This window comes from Porphyromonas vaginalis, assembly GCF_958301595.1.
Classification (GTDB): domain Bacteria; phylum Bacteroidota; class Bacteroidia; order Bacteroidales; family Porphyromonadaceae; genus Porphyromonas; species Porphyromonas vaginalis.
This window is the reverse complement of the sequence record NZ_CATQJU010000001.1, coordinates 2,236,744-2,256,215: the sequence shown is the minus strand read 5'-3', so window position 1 is coordinate 2,256,215 and position 19,472 is coordinate 2,236,744. Positions and strand designations below refer to the sequence as shown.

The following is a 19,472-nucleotide window of genomic DNA, read 5'->3' as shown; positions in this document are numbered from 1 at the left end:
ATGGATCACAATATAAATATCAAAGTCAAGGTATGGCGTCAGAGAGGTCCCCGCGAGAAGGGACACTTTGAGACCTATGCACTCAAGGATGTGCCTCAGAGCGCTTCTTTTCTTGAGATGATCGACATACTCAACGAGCAGCTCATTGCCGAGGATAAGGAACCCGTTATCTACGACCACGATTGTCGTGAGGGTATCTGCGGTATGTGCTCTATGTATATCGATGGGCACCCACACGGTCCTGTCAATGCCATCACCACCTGTCAGCTACACATGCGCACCTTCAAGGATGGTGACACCATCACTGTCGAGCCTTGGAGATCTGCTGGCTTCCCGATCATTCGCGACTTGATGGTCGACCGCTCTGCTTATGACAAGATCATACAGGCTGGTGGTTATGTCTCTGTCAATACGGGAGGTGTACCTGATGCTAACTCGATCCCCATCCCTAAGCACAAGGCTGACGAAGCGATGGATGCAGCCTCTTGTATCGGTTGTGGTGCTTGCGCTGCTGCCTGCAAAAATGGCTCCGCTATGCTCTTCGTCTCTGCTAAGGTGAGCCAGCTGGCCTTGCTACCTCAGGGACGTGCTGAGGCGCACAAGCGTGCTAAGGCGATGATCGCTAAGATGGATGAGCTAGGCTTCGGAAACTGTACGAATACACGTGCCTGCGAGCTGGAGTGCCCTAAGAGTGTCTCCATCAGCCACATCGCACGCCTCAACCGTCAGTTCATCGGTGCTAAGTTGAGCGACTAGCGAGACAGGATGTATCATCCTATAAATATAATAGGTAGTACTCTCCCGTTCAGAGAGAGTGCTACCTATTTTTTTTATTATCGAAGTCTAGAGGGGCTTGTGACTATAGAAAAGGCAACAAGCTCGTCTATATAGACCGATAAGGTTACTGACTTCGACTCAGATTGGATTATGCTCAGACAGCTTCTTCTTGTAGCGCTAGGCGGTGCTCTCGGGAGTGCTATGCGCTACCTCACAGCCATCTTGCTAGCTCGTCACTATACCGGCTCTATACCGTTGGCCACACTCGTGGTCAACGTCTTGGGTTGCTTTCTCATAGGTCTATTGATCGGCTTGTGTAGCGATACAGCGCATCTTCGGTTGCTCTTTATCACAGGCTTTTGCGGTGGGTTCACCACCTTCTCAACCTTTACAGCAGAGAGCTACGCCATGCTTCGTGAGGGAGCTTATGGGCTAGCCATTCTCTATATTGTGGGCAGCGTGCTGATCGGCCTGCTTGCTCTCTGGGTAGGCGTATACTTGTCACGCAGCATCATTTCTTGATAGCCTGCCGTCTGAAGCCAAAGGAGCATAGGAGGAGACTGTTGCAAAAGTCAACAGTCTCAGGAGGCGAAAGGAGAGCAACGTATTGCCTTGACGGAGATGGACGTACCGATGGTCTGCTCCAGAGCCGAGCGTACCCACAACTAGCTGTCGGTCTCTAACCTCTAATATCTAACTTCTAACCTCTAATCTCCATTTACATATCTTTACGGGAAAATTCGTCCGATTCCCTCCTTTCTCGAATATCCACTTGGAAAATCTCAAATCTCCACGTGGATATTTTTTATTTTCCACGTGGGGGCGAATCATTTCTTCCGAAGTTTCATTTCATTCCTCCGAAGTTTCATTTGATTCCTCCGAAGAATTTTTTATTCTCCACGTGGATATTTCGAAATATCCAGGTGGAAATCAGTTTTTCCCGACACTGCGCAGTATCGATATGTAGCCAGTTCTAAATTATTGTAACGAGCGGGCGTCGAATTTACCCAAACAGGGCTGACGCATCATAGTCGCTCAGTCAGGAGCTACACACGACGACAAACGAGAAGTAGGGCGGTAGATGAGCTCATAGTATATAAGGCGTCGGCCCTGCCACGAAGTTTTATTTCGTCCCTCCCAAGGGATTTGGAAATTCCTACGTGGAAATTTGAGGATATCCACGTGGGGAGTAGATTGGATCGCAGAGATGGGGGAGCGTTGCCTTCGATCAATTAGGGAAAGGTGGAGAGCGTCAATGGAGTCTGATTTCTTTCGATGCTTCTGATCTTCGCCGATGTCTGCTAGCTTCTTGAGGGGTTGTCACTCCGCTCGTGATAGACACTTTGAGACTGTTGCATAAAGGCGAATCGCTGTGTTGCTTTCGGGATTCGGCTTCGGTCACATACGGAGGTATGCTCCCTTCAGACCTCACCCTCAGCGCCTTGCGCTTCATCCTTTCTGCAAAGTCTAGACAATCTTGCAAGCAAGATTGTGAGACTGTTGACTTTTGCAACAGTCTCACTTTAGCGTGCTGAAATGGTGAATTGTGGCGTGGTATAGCCTTTGTATGACTAAAAAAGAGTACATTTGCAGAGCAGAGGGACTATCCGTATGGAGCGAGCGAGCTCTGTGTGGTGTAGCTATTCCCCCGTGCTTAATACACTAACTATGGACATAATCTTAAACAACAAAGTTATGAAACGCATTGCAATCCTTACAACGATCCTACTACTCTGTGCTACGCTAGCTGGCGCTCAGAATAAGCAGACCACAAGCAAGCAGTCTGGTGCCCAGATTACAGCTACGGAGACGGAGTTTGACTTTGGCTCTATCAAGGAGGTAGACGGCCCTGTGAGCCATACCTTCACGATCAAGAATACAGGTAATGCTCCGCTCGTCCTCACTCGTGTCGTAGCCTCTTGTGGCTGCACGAAGCCTGAGTTCGAGACAGCTCCTATCGCTCCGGGCAAGACTACAACGGTTAAGGTGACCTACAATCCAGCAGGACGCCCTGGGCAATTTGTCAAGACCATCTCTATCTATAGCAATGGTAAGGATGGTAGCTACATACTACGCATCAAGGGCGTGGTCGAGTAGTCGTACTACTGAGATAAGTCTTATAGTCACTTGAGGCGACATACGCTACAGCCCCACAGCCTTCATGACGAAGACGATGGGGTGGAGGAGCGTGCCTCAAGCAAACTAAGATAGATCGTTATGGCTACAACAAGAAGATTGTTAGCTCTCCTGCTCTCTCTCACGGCTACTCTAGGGGTAGTGCGTGCGCAACGGCCGGCAGAGATGATCGACTCTCTCTCAGCAATACACAACTTCGGTACGATTGCTGAGGAGCGGGGCACGGTGTCTCACAGCTTCACCCTGCACAACGTCTCTGACCAGCAGATGGTCATACTGCGTGTTAATACGGATTGTGGCTGTACGACACCTACTTACGATCGTACGGCTGTAGCTCCTGGTGATTCGATACCTATCTTGATCACCTATAATCCGCTAAATCGTCCAGGCTCTTTCGTTAAGTATACGCGTGTCTACACCTCTGTAGATCCGAGTAAGCCTATCAAGCTGACGATCAAGGGAAACGTAGCTACACTGGGCAGACCGATCCCAACGAATGCACGCTACCAGCAAGAGATTGGCGCACTACAGGTGAGCAACCTCTTTCTAGACTTTCCATTGCAACCAGCAGGCGAAGAGAACACGATCCGTCTGATGCTCAATAATCCGACGAGTAGGCCTCTAGTGGTGTCTCTGGATACGCTACCCAGCTTTCTATCTAGTAGTATAAGCCAAGCCACACTGGCAGCTTATGAGCCTGAGGAGATCTTCCTGACGGCGCGTACTGATGGATCGGTGGCTCCGGGCATTCACAAAGGGTGGATAGGCATCACTGTACGAACGCAGGATGGTGAGCCTGATCTCTCTGGTGGGGTGATGGTACGTCTTGTGATGCCCCCGCACTTTGACAAGGGGGCAGCAGCACCGCTTGCGGACTTAAAGACCTATCAGCGTCTTACGGACTTAGCTCCAGAAGAGACGGTGTATGAGGGAGCAGTCACTCTGAAAAATGATGGCAAAGCTCCGATGCATGTCTACTCTGCAGAGAGCAATACAGCTTTCCTGACCATCTTAGACTATCCTGAGACGATTGCTCCTGGCGAGAGCTTCGATATACGTTATCGCCTGAATCTAGAGGGAGCTGATCGCTCTCGTGGGGCACTTAAGGCAAACTTTGACTTGTTGCTGAATGATCCGAACGCTCCGCTACGCAATGTCTTGATCGTCATACCTAAGCGGTAGATGTTGGCTGTTGGCTGTTAGCTAAAGTTACTACTAACCTCTGACCTCTAATTTCTGATCTCTAATCTCTAACCTCTAATCTCCCCGATATGCTCACGAATGATCATCCTGAAAATGACCCTCAGTATGCGGGTCTCAAGGTGAATAAAGGTGTCTCTGCTCAGCCTATGGTCAATCCTTATCTGCGCCAACAACGGGTGCAGCGTGAGGACTACTCGGCGGAGCGTTATATCAAGGAGATCTTAGCGGGCAATCGCACTTTCCTGGCTCGTGCCGTGACGCTGGTCGAGAGTACACGTCATGACCATCAGCTCAAGGCGCAGCAGATACTGGAGGGGTGCCTACCTTACAGTGGGCAGTCGATGCGTGTCGGTATCACTGGCGTGCCTGGAGCGGGTAAGAGTACATCGATCGATGCTTTCGGCATGCACCTCATTAAGCAGGGGCACAAGCTGGCTGTGTTGGCGATCGACCCCAGTAGTGAGATCTCTAAGGGGAGTATACTAGGCGACAAAACTCGTATGGAGCGGCTCTCTCGTGAGGAGCGTGCCTTCATCCGTCCGAGTGCTAGTAGCTCTTCGCTAGGTGGTGTGGCGCGCAAGACGCGTGAGACCATTATCCTCTGTGAGGCTGCGGGCTTTGATACGGTCTTTGTCGAGACGGTGGGCGTAGGGCAGAGTGAGACGGCTGTGCACTCGATGGTCGACTTCTTCCTCCTGATCCAGCTAGCTGGTACCGGCGATGAGCTACAAGGCATCAAGCGCGGTATCATGGAGATGGCTGACGGGATTATCATCAACAAGGCTGATGGTGACAATGTAGATAAGGCTCGTCTTGCGGCGCAGCACTTTCGCAACGCGCTCCAGCTCTTTCCCGCTACCGAGTCGGGCTGGGAGCCGAAGGTTATGACCTACTCAGGTCTGAAGGGGATAGGCATCAAGGAGATCTTTGACATGATCGATGAGTATCGCCAAACGAGTAAGGAGAGTGGCTACTTTGACTATAATCGTCGTCGCCAGGAGAAGTGGTGGATGTATGAGACGGTCAACGAGGAGTTGCGTCGCTCCTTCTACGACAATGAGCAGGTCAAGCAGCTTCAAGAGACGATAGAGCACGAGGTCCTGGAGAATCGTATCACACCCTTTGTGGGGGCGGGACGACTCTTAGAGGCTTTCTACAAGTCGCTGAAGTGATGTAAGCCAGTCGCAGACTTATAACCTATACAATATATAGTATCATGGCAGACATAGACTTTGAGCAGCTCGATCGCAATGCGATCCAGTATCTGCGCAACCATCTAGATCCCTCCTTTGTCAAGGAGTATGATGATGACGAGATCTTTCTCTACGTCATGGATCTCTGTGACGAGTACTCCGAGGGGGTAGATGATGAGGAGGGTTATCTCGATATAGATGAGATGGCTAGCTTTGTCTCTGGTCGTCTGAGCGAAGATGTGGGTGTCAAGATGCACGAAGATAATGCGTATGACCTGATCTCCACGCTCTACGACTACTATGCCGAGGAGGGGCTAGTCGACGTAATCGATACTGATGAGGAGTAGACGTAATCGATACTGAGGTACGCCTATGGCTAGACGTAAACTGGAGAAATTTGCCGATCTGCATAGCTATCCCAATGTGTATGAGTATGGCTATGCAGAGCTTTCCTCCCCAGAGGTGGCAGGACAAATAGCTGGAGGGTGGTGCGAGCGAGCCTTTGACGAGGATCGCCCGCTCATCTTAGAGTTGGGCTGCGGGCGAGGCGAGTACACGGTCGCACTGGCTCAGCAAGATGTCACCCACAACTATATCGGAGTGGACCGCAAGGGAGCGCGTATGTGGCATGGTGCCACGGAGGCGTTGGACAAAGGTCTCTCTAACGCTGCTTTCCTACGGACCGACATCAATCTGCTACCGCTAGCCTTTGCTCCTGGGGAGGTGAGCGAACTGTGGATCACCTTTCCCGATCCGCAGATGAAGCGGACACGCGCTAGACTTCTCTCTTCGGCCTTTTTTACTAGTTACAATCGCTATCTCAAGCCCGACGGAGTGGTGCATCTTAAGACGGATAGCACCTTCCTCTATGAGTACACGCTGAGTCTGCTAGAGGTGAATGATATACAGCCTCTAGTGGCACTGCCTGATCTATACCAAGAGGAGCAGGTGCTGACACAGTATGGCATACCGCGCGTTCTGACCCATTACGAGAAGCAGTGGTTGGGCAGAGGTAAGATAATCAAGTATATTCGCTTTGCTCTGCCTATGCGCGAGCAATGGCTAGAGCCCGAGCGTGAACCGGAGCATGACGACTATACCAGTTGGTCGCAAGTACCTGGAGGTCTCTTGCACCAAGTGGAGCAAGCCTTTGCCCAGGAGGAATAAAAGCTTAGACCAAAAAAACAGAAACAAGATATGAATAGCTATACAACCGAGCAGGTCCTCGATGCGCTACGCAATGTGCGTTACCCAGGTACGGGTACGGACATTGTCTCTTCTGGCATCGTGACTGACGACATACAGATAGAGGGACGACGGATCTCTCTGACGCTACACTTCCCCCGTGTGCGAGACCCCTTTGCTCGCTCCGTGGTCAAAGCGGCTGAGACCGCCATCCTCACCTTCCTCGATGCAGAGGCAGATGTGGCGGGGCGTATCAAGGCAACCTTTAGAGAGGAGCCTGAGCAGCCTGAGGTGGAGAACCCGCTCCCGATGGTCTCTAATACGATCGCTATCTTCAGTGGCAAGGGAGGCGTCGGCAAGAGCACTGTCACGAGCAACCTCGCCGTGGCTTTGGCTCGCCAAGGCTACAAAGTAGGGCTCCTCGATGCCGATATTTATGGGCCGTCGATGCCGAAGATGTTTCACTGTGAGGATGCCCGTCCTGTCGCTGAGGAGGTAGACGGCAAGGACCGTATCGCACCCATTGTTGTGTCAGAGGGTATCAAGATGCTCTCGATCGGCTTCTTCGTACGTCCTGACCAAGCGCTCCTATGGCGTGGCACGATGGCTTCGAATGCGCTCAAGCAGCTCCTCACAGAGGGACACTGGGGAGAGCTGGACTACTTACTCATCGATATGCCTCCTGGGACGGGAGATATAGCTCTGACGCTAGTCCAGACGCTACCGCTCACGGGGGCTATCGTGGTGACCACACCGCAAGAGGTGGCTCTCGTCGATGCGATGAAGGGGATCAATCTCTTCCAGACCGACCTGGTTAATGTGCCTATCCTCGGTTTGGTGGAGAATATGTCTTGGTTTACGCCAGCCGAGCTACCCGACAATAAGTACTACATCTTCGGTCGTGACGGTGGTAAGCGACTGGCTGAGCAGTTTAACATCCCGCTCCTGGGTCAGCTCCCGCTCGTGCAGAGTGTCTGCGAGGCTGGCGATGCCGGAGAGCCTATAGCTGCGCAGAGTGACCAGGTGATGAGCCACTACTTCGCTGAGTTAGCCACGGCAGTAACCGAGCGCGTGCAGGAAAGACTGACGATGGCTCCCGCCACCAAGCGGGTGCATGTGTCGCACTAGACTTTAGAGAATAGAAGTTAGAGATTCGAAGTTAGACCTCTTCTCGTATCCTTTGGCGTGTGGTCTCTCTAACCTCTCACTTCTAAAGTCTGACCTCTATTTTCGTGGGAAGTAGTATCTTTGTCTTCATATCAACAATTCTATATGACTCGTACTATACAATCACTCCATAGATACCTACTCCTCGCTGTAGCTTTGCTACCGCTGATCAGCTTACCTAGCTGCCAGCGCAAGTCGATTGTCGAGGATGTTCGGATAGAGAGCGTACTGATCTCAGAACTCAAGATGAGTGACAAGTCTGTCCCTGAGCTGGAGAAGACACTCTTCTCCATAGATCATCGCAAAGGACTGATATACAACGCTCGCCCGCTACCTAAGGGAACTAAAATCGGGACGGTCAAGCTGAAGATTGTAGCCTCGCCTGATGCGCTCCCTAAGGTGTACATAGGAGGTGTCGAGCAACCCTCTATGTCAGGACTAGACACGGTCAATATGTCCAAGCATGCTGAGGGAGTTCGCATCGTCATGCAGCATCGTAAAAACGCGTCCCTGACTAAGGAGTATAAGCTCAAGATAAACATCTACGATCGTGATCCATACACCCACACCTGGACGAAGTCTGCACACCCAGCGCCGGCTTCTGCCACGAATGAGGACATTGTGTTGAGTCGTCTCGTGGACAATGGCGAGGCTTACTACTACTTCACACGTACTACCAGCGAGAGACATCTGTGGCGTGCCTCACACAAGGAGCCAGAACTATGGCAAGAGGTGACAATACCTAATGCGCTCGACTCACCCATCGTAGACATCGTGGAGCAGGGCGGCCGTGATGCGATCCTCTGTCTACAGGAGAGCGGTCAGCAGGCTTGCTACGACCACGCGAATGGGGGAGACTGGGCGCAGAGCAATGCCCTGCCAGGTAGAGCTTCCTATCTCTTGGGCAATCTATACCATAGAGGGGAGAATAAGCCTCTCGTAGCTGTGAAGTCTGCTGATGGGGTACACTTCAATAGTGAGGGAGGCATACGAGTCCCAGCGGCTTTCCCTCTAGAGCAGAATGCCCGTCTCTCGTTTATTGTAGAGCATCATCCAGTAGCACTTCTAGTCGGTGGCTCTGTCGCTGATACGACGGCACTTGCCTACAGCACCTCCAATGGCCTTGACTGGCTCACACCGCACGATGCTGGTGTCGTGAGCAAGATCTGGCCGAGCGACCTATCTGGAGCGATGGTCTATGAGCCTCAAGACCACACTATACTGCTTGTCAAGCCGGCGGCTCGTCCTAAGCAAGCTGAGCAACCCGCTATGCGTGCTTACGTATCTCTCAACTACGGCGCTATGTGGCAGCAGCTGACGGAAGAGTCTATACTTCCATCGCTCTACTATGAGAAGGGACAGAAGCATCAGCAAGGCTTAGCACTCTACCGTGGCGATGATGGACGCATTTACCTCTTCGGAGGGATCAAGGGCGGTACGCCTACGCTTTGGATCGGGCAACCTATACGCTTTAAACTTTAAGTAAGTATACCCTCGTAGACTTATGCCGACCCGCTCCTGCCTTCTGGCTTCTCTCCTCTTGATGCTCTGTGCTGTCTCACTGACGGCACAGGAGTATCGCTATGAGATGGGCGGATCTGTGGGGGCGGCGTCTTATCTAGGAGATGCCAATAGACGTATTCCTTTTGTGCCGATAGGAGGAACGGGAGGGGTAGTCTTTCGCTACAATCACAACTTCAGACTGGCCTTTTCGGGCGAACTCGGATACAGCTTCCTCCCTTTCGACTGTCGCTATGCGCAGACAGACTATCCGCAGGCTAGAGTGGCTGATCAAGCTACCCGTGGAGCCTCTCATCTGCTGGCTCTGAATGGCTGGGTGGAGTACAACTTTGCTCATTATAGTGACAAGTTTCGCTACCTGCAGACCCGCTCTTTGGTACCTTATATAGGAGCTGGTCTTAGTGTCGGCACGACCTTAGCGGCGCATAAGATGGCTTTCCTGCCAGGCGCAGGCATCAAGACAGGCATCAAGTACAAGCTCCGCAATCGACTTAACCTGATCGCCGCACTGCAGGGCATCTATTACATTAGTTCTCATCTGGACACCCCCACAGAGCAGACGGGCTGGCTCAACAACCCCTACGGGATGCCGGTGGACTGGATCAAGGGGGGCGATGCTACGATAGGCTTGATCGTGAGTATCACCTATGAATTTGGCAAACGTAGCGAACCCTGTCACGGATCGGATAGCTACCCTAATTGGCAGACACCTAAATGATGAAAGAACAGACACCACAGCATATAGCCATCATCATGGATGGTAATGGTCGCTGGGCGCAGCGCAAAGGCTTGTCTCGCAGTTACGGACACAAGCAGGGTACCGATGTGCTAGAGCGGACTCTCTCAGCCGTAGCAGATAGAGGCATCCCGTATCTGACAGTTTACGCCTTCAGTACCGAAAACTGGAGTCGCCCAGAGCCCGAGGTGAGCTATATCATGCAGCTCCTCGCCAAGGGACTCCACGAGTACACGCCACGCTTCATCAAGGAGGGCGTGAGACTACGAGCTATTGGAGATATAGACCAGTTGCCCGCCGAGACAGCCGCGCAGCTTAGAGACTCTATGGAGCAGACGAAGGGTGGTCAGCGTATCACCCTATGCATCGCGCTCAGCTACTCCTCCTATACAGAGGTTAGCCATGCGATACGACATATCGTTGCGGATGTACAGTCCAGACGACTCAGTAGCGACGATCTGGCTCGTCCCGAGCTGATCAATGACTACCTATACACCAGTGGCATGCCGATGCCCGACCTGCTCATTCGCACAGGTGGAGAGCAGAGGCTCTCGAACTTCCTCTTATTACAATCTGCTTACACAGAGCTTTACTTCACAGATACATTATGGCCCGACTTTGATGAGGCTGAGCTTGACAAGGCACTGGCAGACTATGCTTCACGCCAGAGACGCTTTGGCAAGGTGCTTCAGTAAAAACACAGACCCATATATCACAGACCCCATCTGATCTCTTAACGATGACAATGCAACGATATCACAACATACTCTTCGCACTTATAGCACTCCTCACAGTCACCTCTGTGAGCGCACAAGTTGCTACTACTCCTGCCGATACGATCTATGCGCCTCAGATCGACTACGCTCGTCCCGTCACCAAGACCATCGCGGGTGTGACCATAACGGGTGCACAAGGATATGATCAGGAGGTCTTGCTAGGCTATACAGGTCTCAAGGTAGGGGAGCGCATAGAGATACCAGGAGCTGCTACGACGGCTGTAGTGCAGCAGTTCACACGCAATGGCACCTTTGCCAATGCACGTGTGCTGGTGACTAAGTATGTAGGAGACAAGGTCTGGCTAGAGGTGCAGCTGGAGCAGCATCCTCGTATCGCTTCGGTGACCTTCCACAACATCAAGAAGTCGGAGCAGGAAGACCTGCAGACCAAAACAGGTCTACGAGAGAGTATGCAGCTCTCGCCCAATGTGCTAGATCGCACGGAGCAACTGATACAGAAGTACTACAATGAGAAGGGGTATAGCGAGATGGAGGTCACCTTCGATCAGCAGCCTGACCTATCTCGTGAGGGCTATGTCAAGCTCGGCATCACGGTCGATAAGAAGTACAAGACGAAGATCGCTAACATCTACTTCTCAGGCAATAAAGCTCTCTCTGATACAGATCTGCGCAAGGCGATGAAGAAGACGAACGAGACCTTCCGACTCAATCGTGGCAATCTGTGGAACTCCCTCTTAGAGCTCTTCCAAAGCAAGAAATTCATCCAAGATGTCTATCGTGAGGATCTGCACAACATCCTAAATGCTTATCATAAGGCGGGCTATCGTGATGCAGAGATCCTGTCAGACTCTATCGCTCGAAATCCGAAAAACGACAAGCAGATCGACATCTTCATCAACATCTCCGAGGGGCACCGCTACTATATCAAGGATATCAACTTCGTGGGCAATACGAAGTTCCCCACGCCACTCCTAGAGGCTATGCTCGGCATGCAGCATGGAGATGTGTATGATCAGGATCGCCTTACGAAGCGTCTCTATGTCGAGGACGATGCTGTCGCCAACCTCTACTACAACAATGGATATATCTTCTCAGGCATAGATCCCGTAGAGACATACGTCGAGGGCGACTCCGTCTCGCTTGACCTACGCATTGTCGAGGGGCCACAGGCTACTATCGACAAGGTGATCATACGTGGTAACCACGACATCTACGAGGAGGTGATTCGTCGCGAGCTCTTTACGAAGCCTGGCAAGCTCTTTAGCAAGGAGGATATGATGAACTCCTGGATGACGCTTAACCAGCTCGGGCACTTTGATCCAGAGAAGAGCTTCCCCACGCCAATCCCCAACCCTCAGGAGGGTACCGTAGATATAGAGTACTCGCTGCAGCGCAGAAACAATGACAAGTTTGAGCTCTCCTTTGGTTGGTCTCAGGCTGGTATCATCGGGCGTGCTGGTATCAACTTTACCAACTTCTCGATCTACAACCTCTTTCACCCGAAGGCGTACCGTGGTCTCATACCGCAGGGCGATGGCCAGACCCTCTCTCTCAATGCAATGAGTAATGGTCGCTACTATCACTCGTTTAGCTTACAATTCTCCGATCCCTGGTTTGGTGGCAAGCGTCCGAACTTCTTTACGGCATCGCTCTTCTACTCCATGCAGACCGCTATCGATACTCGCTACTATAATAATCGTACGCAGGGTATGGGTTACTACCCAGGTTACTATGGCGGATACGGCGGCTATGGTGGTTACGGTTATGGTGGTTATGGCGGTTATGGTGGCTATGGATACGATGGTGGTTATAGGCAGTCGCTGATGGAAAACTCCTACAACCCCAACCAGTCCATGCACATCTTCGGCGCCACGGTCGGCTTCGGTAAGCGACTCAACTGGCCTGACAACTGGTTTAACGTCAATGCTACGCTCAACTATACCCACTACTACCTCCGTGATTGGGTCTATGAGACCTTCCAGGGCTTTCACAATGGGCATGCTAACGACATAAGCCTCACGCTGGCACTCTCGCGTAACTCAATCGACAATCCGATCTACACCCGTCGTGGCTCCTCCTTTACGCTGTCAGTCAGTGCCACGCCTCCATACTCCCTTTGGGACGGCATCGACTACTCCAACATTAACCTCAAGTCAGAGGATCGATACCGCTTTGTAGAGTACCACAAGTGGAAGTTCTCGGGCAAGGTCTTCACCCCGCTCATGAACCCTGTCACTGTGAAGTATACGCCCGTACTCATGACGCGTCTAGACGCAGGCTTCATCGGACACTACACACCGTTTAAGCGTTCTCCCTTTGGCACTTACTACATGGGTGGAGACAACATGAGCGGCTATGTAGGCAACTTCCTCAACGAGACCATCCCGCTACGTGGATATAGCAACGGATCGATCGCTGGTGGCAACTATGACTACGCCTATGCCTATATGCGTATGATGGCTGAGCTACATGTGCCCATACTCTTTGAGGGTCAATACAATGTATGGGCCGTCGCCTTCCTCGAGGCAGGTAATGCGTGGCGAGACATCAGCAACTTCAACGCCTTCAATCTCAAGCGCTCGGCTGGTGTTGGCTTCCGTATCACGCTACCTTTCCTTGGCATGCTCGGACTCGACTGGGGCTATGGCTTTGACAAGCCTGACGGCTCCTCACAGCGAGGCGGCAGCAACATCCACATCGTCATGGGTCAGGAGTTTTAGTCTCCTTAGCGTATGAGTACGAGGCTTGCTCCACTTAAACAAACAAGTACCCAAGCCATCTATATACACTAGTACAGACCTTCTAAACATCTATATTATGAGAAAGCATCTATATCTCCTCACACTCCTCCTAGCTCTTACACTGGGAGCATCAGCACAGAAGTTTGCGCTTGTGGATATGCAGTATATCCTCAAGAACATCCCCAACTATGAGATGATGAATGAGCAGCTCGAGACCGTCTCTAAGCGTTGGCAACAGGAAGTCAAGACACTCCAAGACAAGGCTGAGACGCTCTATAAGAAGTATCAGAGCGACCTCGTCTTCCTCACAGCCGAGCAAAAGCGTCAGCGTGAGGAGGAAATTGTCAAGACCGAGCAGCAGGCCACCGAGCTACAGGGCAAGTACTTCGGTCCCGAGGGTGAGCTCTTCGAGCGTCGCTCTAAGATGGTTAAGCCGCTACAGGACGAGATATGGCAAGCAATCAAGGAGATCGCTTCGCAGAGCGGATTCCAGCTAGTCCTCGACCGCTCTACGGCAGGCATCGTCTTTGCCAATCCATCTATCGACATCAGCGATCAGGTCCTAGAGAAGCTAGGCTATGGGCGCAAGCGCTAACCCTATACATACGCATTATCAATAACTTAAATACAGAACAATGAAGACAAAGAATCTGTTTCTAACCCTACTCCTACTCTTGCTACCTGTCGTAGCTACGGCTCAGCAGAAGATAGCAGTCGTCAACTCTCAGGAGCTCCTCACCGCTATGCCTGATATGAAGGTCGCTCAGGATCGTCTCCAAGAGCTAGACAAAAAGTACACGGCAGAGATGCAGACGATGAACGACGAGTATCAGAAGAAGCTCGAGCTCTATATGAAGGACAAGGAGGGACTCTCTGACGCTCTCCTCAAGAGTCGCGAGCAGGAGCTAGCTGATCTGCAAAACCGCATCCAGCGCTCTTATCAAGCTATGCAGCAAGATATGGAGAAGCAGCAGGCTACCCTCATGGCACCTATCCAGCAGAAGATTGTAGAGGCAATCAAGAAGGTAGGCGACGCTGGTGGCTACACCTATGTCATGGAGGCCTCGATAATGCTCTATATGGCTCCCTCAGCTGTTGATATCACGGCGCAGGTCAAGAAGCAGCTAGGCATCTAGCATACCAACCGACCAGCCTAGAGAGACTACAAACTAAGTAATAGTCTCGTCAAGCTGCAACTATCAGAAGCCCCACGCTCTGCTCGTCAGACGTGGGGCTTTTTCCGTCTTCACACTACTTGAGACTGTTGCAAAAGTCAACACTCCCTGCTTGTGATCGCCTTGACTTCGCAAATCAGATCGCGAGCAAGCTCAACCTGCCGACCTAAGCCGACGTGTAGCTACTCCCGCTAGACATATCCGAGCCACCCCACACAGGGTGGCTCGTCTTATTTCGTCAAACGATGAGTCTCTCCTACAAGTTTCCAAAAACTTTCCAGCCTTGGAAAAATAAATTTCCAAGGGAGGAAAACTTTCTTTCCAGCGTTGGAAATTTTCTTTTCCAGCGTTGGAAATTTTCTTTTCCAGCGTTGGAAATTTTCTTTTCCACCGTTGGAAATCTTGAGCTCCTACCTGAGAACCGAAAAGTTCCTCCTTTGGAACTGTCCTCTTCCTGAAAAAAGTACACAGTTGGGAAGGTATTACTGAGATGGTACTCGGGTCATTTTTGTGGTTCATCCGAGATTCTGTGTGATGACCTGATCGTGGAGAGCAAAAAGTCTTAGTTGAAAGTAGTCCATATCTCTGTATCCGTAGGCAATCCTTTTGAGGACTTTGATCTTGTTATTGATTCCTTCGACCACCCCATTGGAAATGGGGTGATCATACCAATTTAGAATGCCCCATTGATAGAGCCGGATAGTTTTAGCTATTTGTTTGACATGCCTAACACCCGAATCGTCTGCTTGTTCGAGCCACTTCTTCAAAAACGACTCAGCCTTTTCTTTTGAGGTCTGCTGCCAGAATAGTCTAAGATCTTCTTTGAGGTAGTATGCTATAGCTAGAGGCTTGTTCATAGCCAGCACATTCTCTAACCTTGTGCGATGAAGCGCATCCATTACGTCTGCTCCATTTGCTAGAAGTAAATACCTAACTCCTTTGATAACCTTACGCTTATTGAGATCTGTCTCCTCTCTATATAGGTCTTTGCGAAGAGCATCGATCTTCTGATTCATCAACTTCATAATATGAAAGTGGTCTAAGACTATCTGAGCTTTCGGTTGATACGCCATCACTGCGCTTATATAGGCTGGGGAAAGATCGCAGCTGACTGCTTCAAGCGTTATCTTTCTACGTTTGAGCATTTCCCAAAAAGGGGTTAGGGCTTCTTTGTCTTTACCTGGATGACTATAAACAATCCGTCCCGTGTCGTGGTCTACGACAATGGTTTCGTAAATGTGTCCTTTTCTAACAGCAAATTCATCTATGCCGATGCGTTTGAGTCCTTTTAATTTGGGGCTTTTGTATCGCTTGTTTAGGTAGTCTTTATGGATGCTTTTGATTAGATCCCAGCCGACACCTAGATGGTTCGCAACAGCCTTAATCGTTCCCATTCTAAGTAAGTCAATGACATGCTGCGCAAATCTATAAGTATAGGACTTGCCTTTCAATACTCCAGGAATCTTTTGCCAGCCATCCCAATGGCAAGAGGTGCATTTATAGCGTTGGTTCGTCAGCTTGAGATAGCAACGGCGGGAGCCAATAGGTAAGGTTTGTATCTGTCGCATTCTTGTTCCATTTTTGAGCAAGGTGTAGGAGTGGCAATGGGGGCAATAACAAAGCGGACGTGTGGAGCGTACGTGTATGATTGTTTTGTTACCTTTGTACTCGCAACGAGTATTGACAACGTCTCGTACTCCAAAGCTGTGATATAGGAAGCTGGTTTCTATCATAAGTACTAACGAATAGTATTGGTTAACTTTTTCAAAGGTACTAAAGATAGAGCCAGCTTCTTTCTTAGCCCACGATCAGGTCATCACACAAAATCTCGGATGATCCATTTTTGTTAGTCCTGTGAGTGTACTCATTTGTTAGTTTTGCTCCTGCTAGGGTACACGACTTGTGGTCGTTTTTACTGCGGAGGTACACAAAGATAGGTCTTTGTGTGGAGTTAAGCGGCATGAGCTCGGAGATTTGAGGCTCGGAGCTTTTGGTGAATTGTTCTTAGATGTCTGTTTCTTAGAGGGTTGTGTGGTTATAGGGTTGGGGTAATCTGGTATGAGCATCTGCATCGGAGTCTTCTTGTTGATGGCTCGATGAGGACGCGCTGTGTTATAGAGAGCAATCGTTTGCGAGAGGATCTCTCGAACTTGATCTATGGGCTTATCCTCGAAGTTGTAGAGCCAGTCGTTCTTGATGATCCCGTTAAGTCGCTCTGCCATAGCGTTGTGGAGAGGGTTGCCTGTCTGGGTGACACTGGTTACGATGCCTAGGCTGGCCTCGTAGTCGGTCATCTGCTTGGAGACATATTGACAGCCTCGGTCGCTATGGAAGATGAGCCCTTTGAGGTCAAAGCCATGCTTCTGGTAGAAGTCAACGGTCTGTCTTAGTGCGTTGTAGGGGCCCTCTGTGGAGAGCGTGGGCTGCAGGTCAAAGCCGGTGATGATGCGGCTATAAGCGTCCATCGTCAGGGAGAGATATGCGAAGCCCCCTAAACATTTGACGTAGGTTATGTCTGAGACGGTGAGCCGGCAATGGTCAGTGGCAATGTATTTAGGGGTGGTGTTCAGGTGGTCTTGGAAGCCGTGATTAACCACTCCCTTGGTCGTCTGGGGTGGACGCTTGTGCTTGCGACTTCTCAGCAGCATATCGTTGGCTCCTAAGACTTTGTACAGCCAGTCGCGACCTACTTGGAAGGTTCCTTCGAAGTATTCCTTGGCACACTGCTGAAGGGTGTCTACGCCTGCCCTGTGGAGCTTACTTCGCACATACTGGCAATAGTGTAGGACGGAGGCTACTTTGACATCTTCGTCTTGCTCGGTGAAGGTGTGCTTGTAGTAGCCTTTGCGGCTGACTTCTAGTAGCTGACAAAGGTAGGTTATGGAGAGCTTTTGATCTCTCACTTTGGCGTGTTCAAGCTGTCTCACGGCTGCAAATCGGTCTTTTTTTTTAGATCAATGTGGTAGCGATTCAAGACCACTTCGAGTAGTGTCTTGTTGACTAATGCCTTGCTCTCAGCCTGGAAGAGGGCTGCTTTGAGGCGAGCGTTTTCGCGCTTGAGTTCTGCGTACTCTGGATCTACGTCTTTGTTCTTGTTTGTCTTGCTCATAGTGCTACTGCTGCTTTGGTTGGGTAACTCTACTCCAAAGGTACGCAACCAATTTCGAATGGTGCGTGTGGTAATGCCGTAGCGCTGGCTGGTCGTGGCGATGCTCTCGCCAGTGGCTAGGAGGTCATCAATGACTCTCCACTTGAAATCTAGGGGATATCCCTTTCGTCCTCGGTTACTTTTTTCTTCTTTCATAGTTGTTGGGGTTGGCTTCCCAACTGTGTACTATTTCAGGAGAGGACAAACTGAAAAGTTCCAAGAGGGGAGCTCTTTTTAGAACTCGTATGTGTTACGTACTCAGTGCGATGCGAGCGTTGCGGAGGGGGCGACTGCTTGATGGAGACTCACAGAGATGGATTAGCGGGAGGGTGGTCGTTGTGGCAAGACAAGACGAATAACGATGCGACCTGTAGCGATTTGCGGCATTGCGGATAGGGGAGTAATGAGCCGCTATCCACGAATTGTTGTATTTTTGTCCAGACACTAAAATGTAACCTCTCAACGTATGAAGATAGCAGTCGCAGGCATGGGCTATGTGGGACTCTCGGTGGCGGTGCTTCTGGCACAGCACCACGAGGTCGTGGGCGTGGACGTCCTGCCCGAGCGGGTAGACCTAATCAATCAGCGTAAGTCACCGATACAGGACGATTACCTCGAGGAGTACCTGGCGACACGACAGCTCCGGCTGCGCACTACGCTAGATGCCGAGGAGGCTTATCGTGGGGCGGACTTCGTCGTGGTGGCCACGCCGACCAACTATGACTCGGTACAGAACTTCTTCAACACCTCTGCCGTCGAGGCGGTGGTCTCTGCCGTGCGAGCCTGCAATCCCTCTGCGACAATTGTGATTAAGTCGACGGTGCCTGTGGGCTATACGGCTCACCTGCGTGAGATGATGGACTACGACGACATCCTCTTTGCGCCAGAATTCCTTCGCGAGAGCAAGGCACTCTACGACAATCTTTACCCTTCGCGCATTATCGTGGGTTATGACAAGCAGAGTGCGCATCAGCGGGAGCGTGCAGAGAGCTTTGCCGAGCTGATACGTGAGGGGGCCATTCGCCAAGATATGCCTGTGCTACTGATGGGTACGACGGAGGCTGAGGCGGTCAAGCTTTTTGCGAACACTTATCTAGCGCTGCGGGTCTCTTACTTCAACGAGCTGGACACCTATGCCGAGCTTAAGGAGCTAGACAGCAAGAGCATCATCGAGGGCGTTTGCCTAGATCCCCGTATTGGTGACCATTACAACAATCCCTCCTTTGGCTATGGAGGCTACTGCCTGCCTAAGGATACGAAGCAGCTCCTCGCCAACTACGATGCTGTGCCGCAAAACATCATCGGCGCTATCGTGGCGAGCAATCGTACGCGCAAGGACTTCATCGCTGATCAGGTCCTCAAGATGGCGGGTTACTATAGTTATATGGAGGAGAATCAGTACGACCCGACGCAAGAGCGTGAGTGCGTCATCGGCATCTACCGCCTGACGATGAAGAGCCACAGTGACAACTTCCGCCACTCTTCAATCCAGGGGGTGATGAAGCGCATCAAGGCTAAGGGGGCCAAGGTGATTATCTACGAGCCTACGCTGGCGCAGCATACGACCTTCTTCGGGAGCCTTGTGGAGAACGACTTAGCGACCTTTAAGGCTCGCTCTCAGGCGATCATTACGAACCGCTACCATGCGGATCTCGACGATGTCGCTGAGCGGGTCTACACACGAGATATCTTCCGCCGTGACTAGAGCGGGGGGTATACACGCTTTCTTAACAGAACCTCAACATACAAGTGG

19 protein-coding genes are annotated in these 19,472 nt (G+C 51.0%); 15 read left to right on the top strand and 4 right to left on the bottom strand.

Going from position 1 to position 19,472, the window contains the following annotated elements; all coding sequences use genetic code 11:
• From Q2J34_RS08790 to Q2J34_RS08725, 14 genes are all read left to right on the top strand, one after another.
• Entirely contained in the window at positions 1 to 756 is a 756-nt protein-coding gene (locus Q2J34_RS08790; RefSeq protein WP_297173072.1) for a succinate dehydrogenase/fumarate reductase iron-sulfur subunit, read from the top strand.
• A gap of 171 nt (positions 757 to 927) precedes the next feature.
• The gene (gene crcB, locus Q2J34_RS08785; protein ID WP_300970024.1) at positions 928 to 1,299 is read left to right on the top strand and encodes a fluoride efflux transporter CrcB; all 372 of its coding nucleotides are present in this window, start codon (positions 928 to 930) and stop codon (positions 1,297 to 1,299) included.
• Positions 1,300 to 2,472: 1,173 nt separating this feature from the next.
• Positions 2,473 to 2,874, top strand: coding sequence for a DUF1573 domain-containing protein (locus tag Q2J34_RS08780; protein ID WP_300970023.1), 402 nt, complete (start codon positions 2,473 to 2,475; stop codon positions 2,872 to 2,874).
• Between the two features lie 120 nt (positions 2,875 to 2,994).
• The gene (locus tag Q2J34_RS08775; RefSeq protein ID WP_300970022.1) at positions 2,995 to 4,095 is read left to right on the top strand and encodes a DUF1573 domain-containing protein; all 1,101 of its coding nucleotides are present in this window, start codon (positions 2,995 to 2,997) and stop codon (positions 4,093 to 4,095) included.
• Positions 4,096 to 4,184: 89 nt separating this feature from the next.
• Positions 4,185 to 5,288: a methylmalonyl Co-A mutase-associated GTPase MeaB gene (meaB, locus tag Q2J34_RS08770; protein ID WP_293964078.1), complete on the top strand. Its 1,104-nt coding sequence runs from the start codon at positions 4,185 to 4,187 to the stop codon at positions 5,286 to 5,288.
• Between the two features lie 44 nt (positions 5,289 to 5,332).
• A complete protein-coding gene (locus Q2J34_RS08765) occupies positions 5,333 to 5,656 on the top strand; it encodes a hypothetical protein (RefSeq protein ID WP_300970021.1) in 324 nt (107 codons plus the stop codon).
• A 25-nt stretch (positions 5,657 to 5,681) separates the two neighbouring features.
• On the top strand, positions 5,682 to 6,476 hold the full coding sequence (trmB, locus tag Q2J34_RS08760; protein WP_300970020.1) for a tRNA (guanosine(46)-N7)-methyltransferase TrmB: 795 nt from the start codon (positions 5,682 to 5,684) through the stop codon (positions 6,474 to 6,476).
• 30 nt (positions 6,477 to 6,506) lie between these two features.
• Entirely contained in the window at positions 6,507 to 7,622 is a 1,116-nt protein-coding gene (locus Q2J34_RS08755) for an Mrp/NBP35 family ATP-binding protein (protein ID WP_300970019.1), read from the top strand.
• Positions 7,623 to 7,766: 144 nt separating this feature from the next.
• Positions 7,767 to 9,143 carry a DUF6242 domain-containing protein gene (locus tag Q2J34_RS08750; RefSeq protein ID WP_300970018.1) on the top strand — a complete coding sequence of 459 codons (1,377 nt, stop codon included), beginning with the start codon at positions 7,767 to 7,769 and terminating at the stop codon, positions 9,141 to 9,143.
• Positions 9,144 to 9,165: 22 nt separating this feature from the next.
• Positions 9,166 to 9,900, top strand: coding sequence for a hypothetical protein (locus Q2J34_RS08745; protein WP_300970017.1), 735 nt, complete (start codon positions 9,166 to 9,168; stop codon positions 9,898 to 9,900).
• Positions 9,897 to 10,613, top strand: coding sequence for a polyprenyl diphosphate synthase (gene uppS, locus Q2J34_RS08740; RefSeq protein WP_300970016.1), 717 nt, complete (start codon positions 9,897 to 9,899; stop codon positions 10,611 to 10,613). Before Q2J34_RS08745 ends, uppS begins: the two co-directional genes overlap by 4 nt.
• A 44-nt stretch (positions 10,614 to 10,657) precedes the next feature.
• Entirely contained in the window at positions 10,658 to 13,375 is a 2,718-nt protein-coding gene (locus Q2J34_RS08735) for a BamA/OMP85 family outer membrane protein (RefSeq protein WP_300970015.1), read from the top strand.
• Positions 13,376 to 13,472: 97 nt separating this feature from the next.
• Positions 13,473 to 13,991, top strand: coding sequence for an OmpH/Skp family outer membrane protein (locus tag Q2J34_RS08730; protein WP_025883252.1), 519 nt, complete (start codon positions 13,473 to 13,475; stop codon positions 13,989 to 13,991).
• A 40-nt stretch (positions 13,992 to 14,031) separates the two neighbouring features.
• Complete coding sequence (locus Q2J34_RS08725; RefSeq protein WP_298886703.1) at positions 14,032 to 14,532, top strand: OmpH/Skp family outer membrane protein; 501 nt, start codon at positions 14,032 to 14,034, stop codon at positions 14,530 to 14,532.
• A 295-nt stretch (positions 14,533 to 14,827) separates the two neighbouring features.
• On the opposite strand, the gene Q2J34_RS08720 is transcribed toward Q2J34_RS08725, so the two are convergent.
• From Q2J34_RS08720 to Q2J34_RS08705, 4 genes are all read right to left on the bottom strand, one after another.
• Positions 14,828 to 15,040: a hypothetical protein gene (locus Q2J34_RS08720; RefSeq protein ID WP_300970014.1), complete on the bottom strand. Its 213-nt coding sequence runs from the start codon at positions 15,038 to 15,040 to the stop codon at positions 14,828 to 14,830.
• A 46-nt stretch (positions 15,041 to 15,086) separates the two neighbouring features.
• Positions 15,087 to 16,304 carry an ISL3 family transposase gene (locus Q2J34_RS08715; protein WP_422763822.1) on the bottom strand — a complete coding sequence of 406 codons (1,218 nt, stop codon included), beginning with the start codon at positions 16,302 to 16,304 and terminating at the stop codon, positions 15,087 to 15,089.
• A gap of 153 nt (positions 16,305 to 16,457) precedes the next feature.
• Positions 16,458 to 17,498, bottom strand: coding sequence for an IS3 family transposase (locus tag Q2J34_RS08710; RefSeq protein WP_300970013.1), 1,041 nt, complete (start codon positions 17,496 to 17,498; stop codon positions 16,458 to 16,460).
• Complete coding sequence (locus Q2J34_RS08705; protein ID WP_300968995.1) at positions 17,495 to 17,875, bottom strand: transposase; 381 nt, start codon at positions 17,873 to 17,875, stop codon at positions 17,495 to 17,497. Before Q2J34_RS08705 ends, Q2J34_RS08710 begins: the two co-directional genes overlap by 4 nt.
• Before the next feature lie 310 nt (positions 17,876 to 18,185).
• On the opposite strand from Q2J34_RS08705, the gene Q2J34_RS08700 reads away from it, so the two are divergent.
• Complete coding sequence (locus tag Q2J34_RS08700; protein ID WP_298888073.1) at positions 18,186 to 19,424, top strand: nucleotide sugar dehydrogenase; 1,239 nt, start codon at positions 18,186 to 18,188, stop codon at positions 19,422 to 19,424.
• The last annotated feature ends 48 nt before the right edge of the window (positions 19,425 to 19,472 follow it).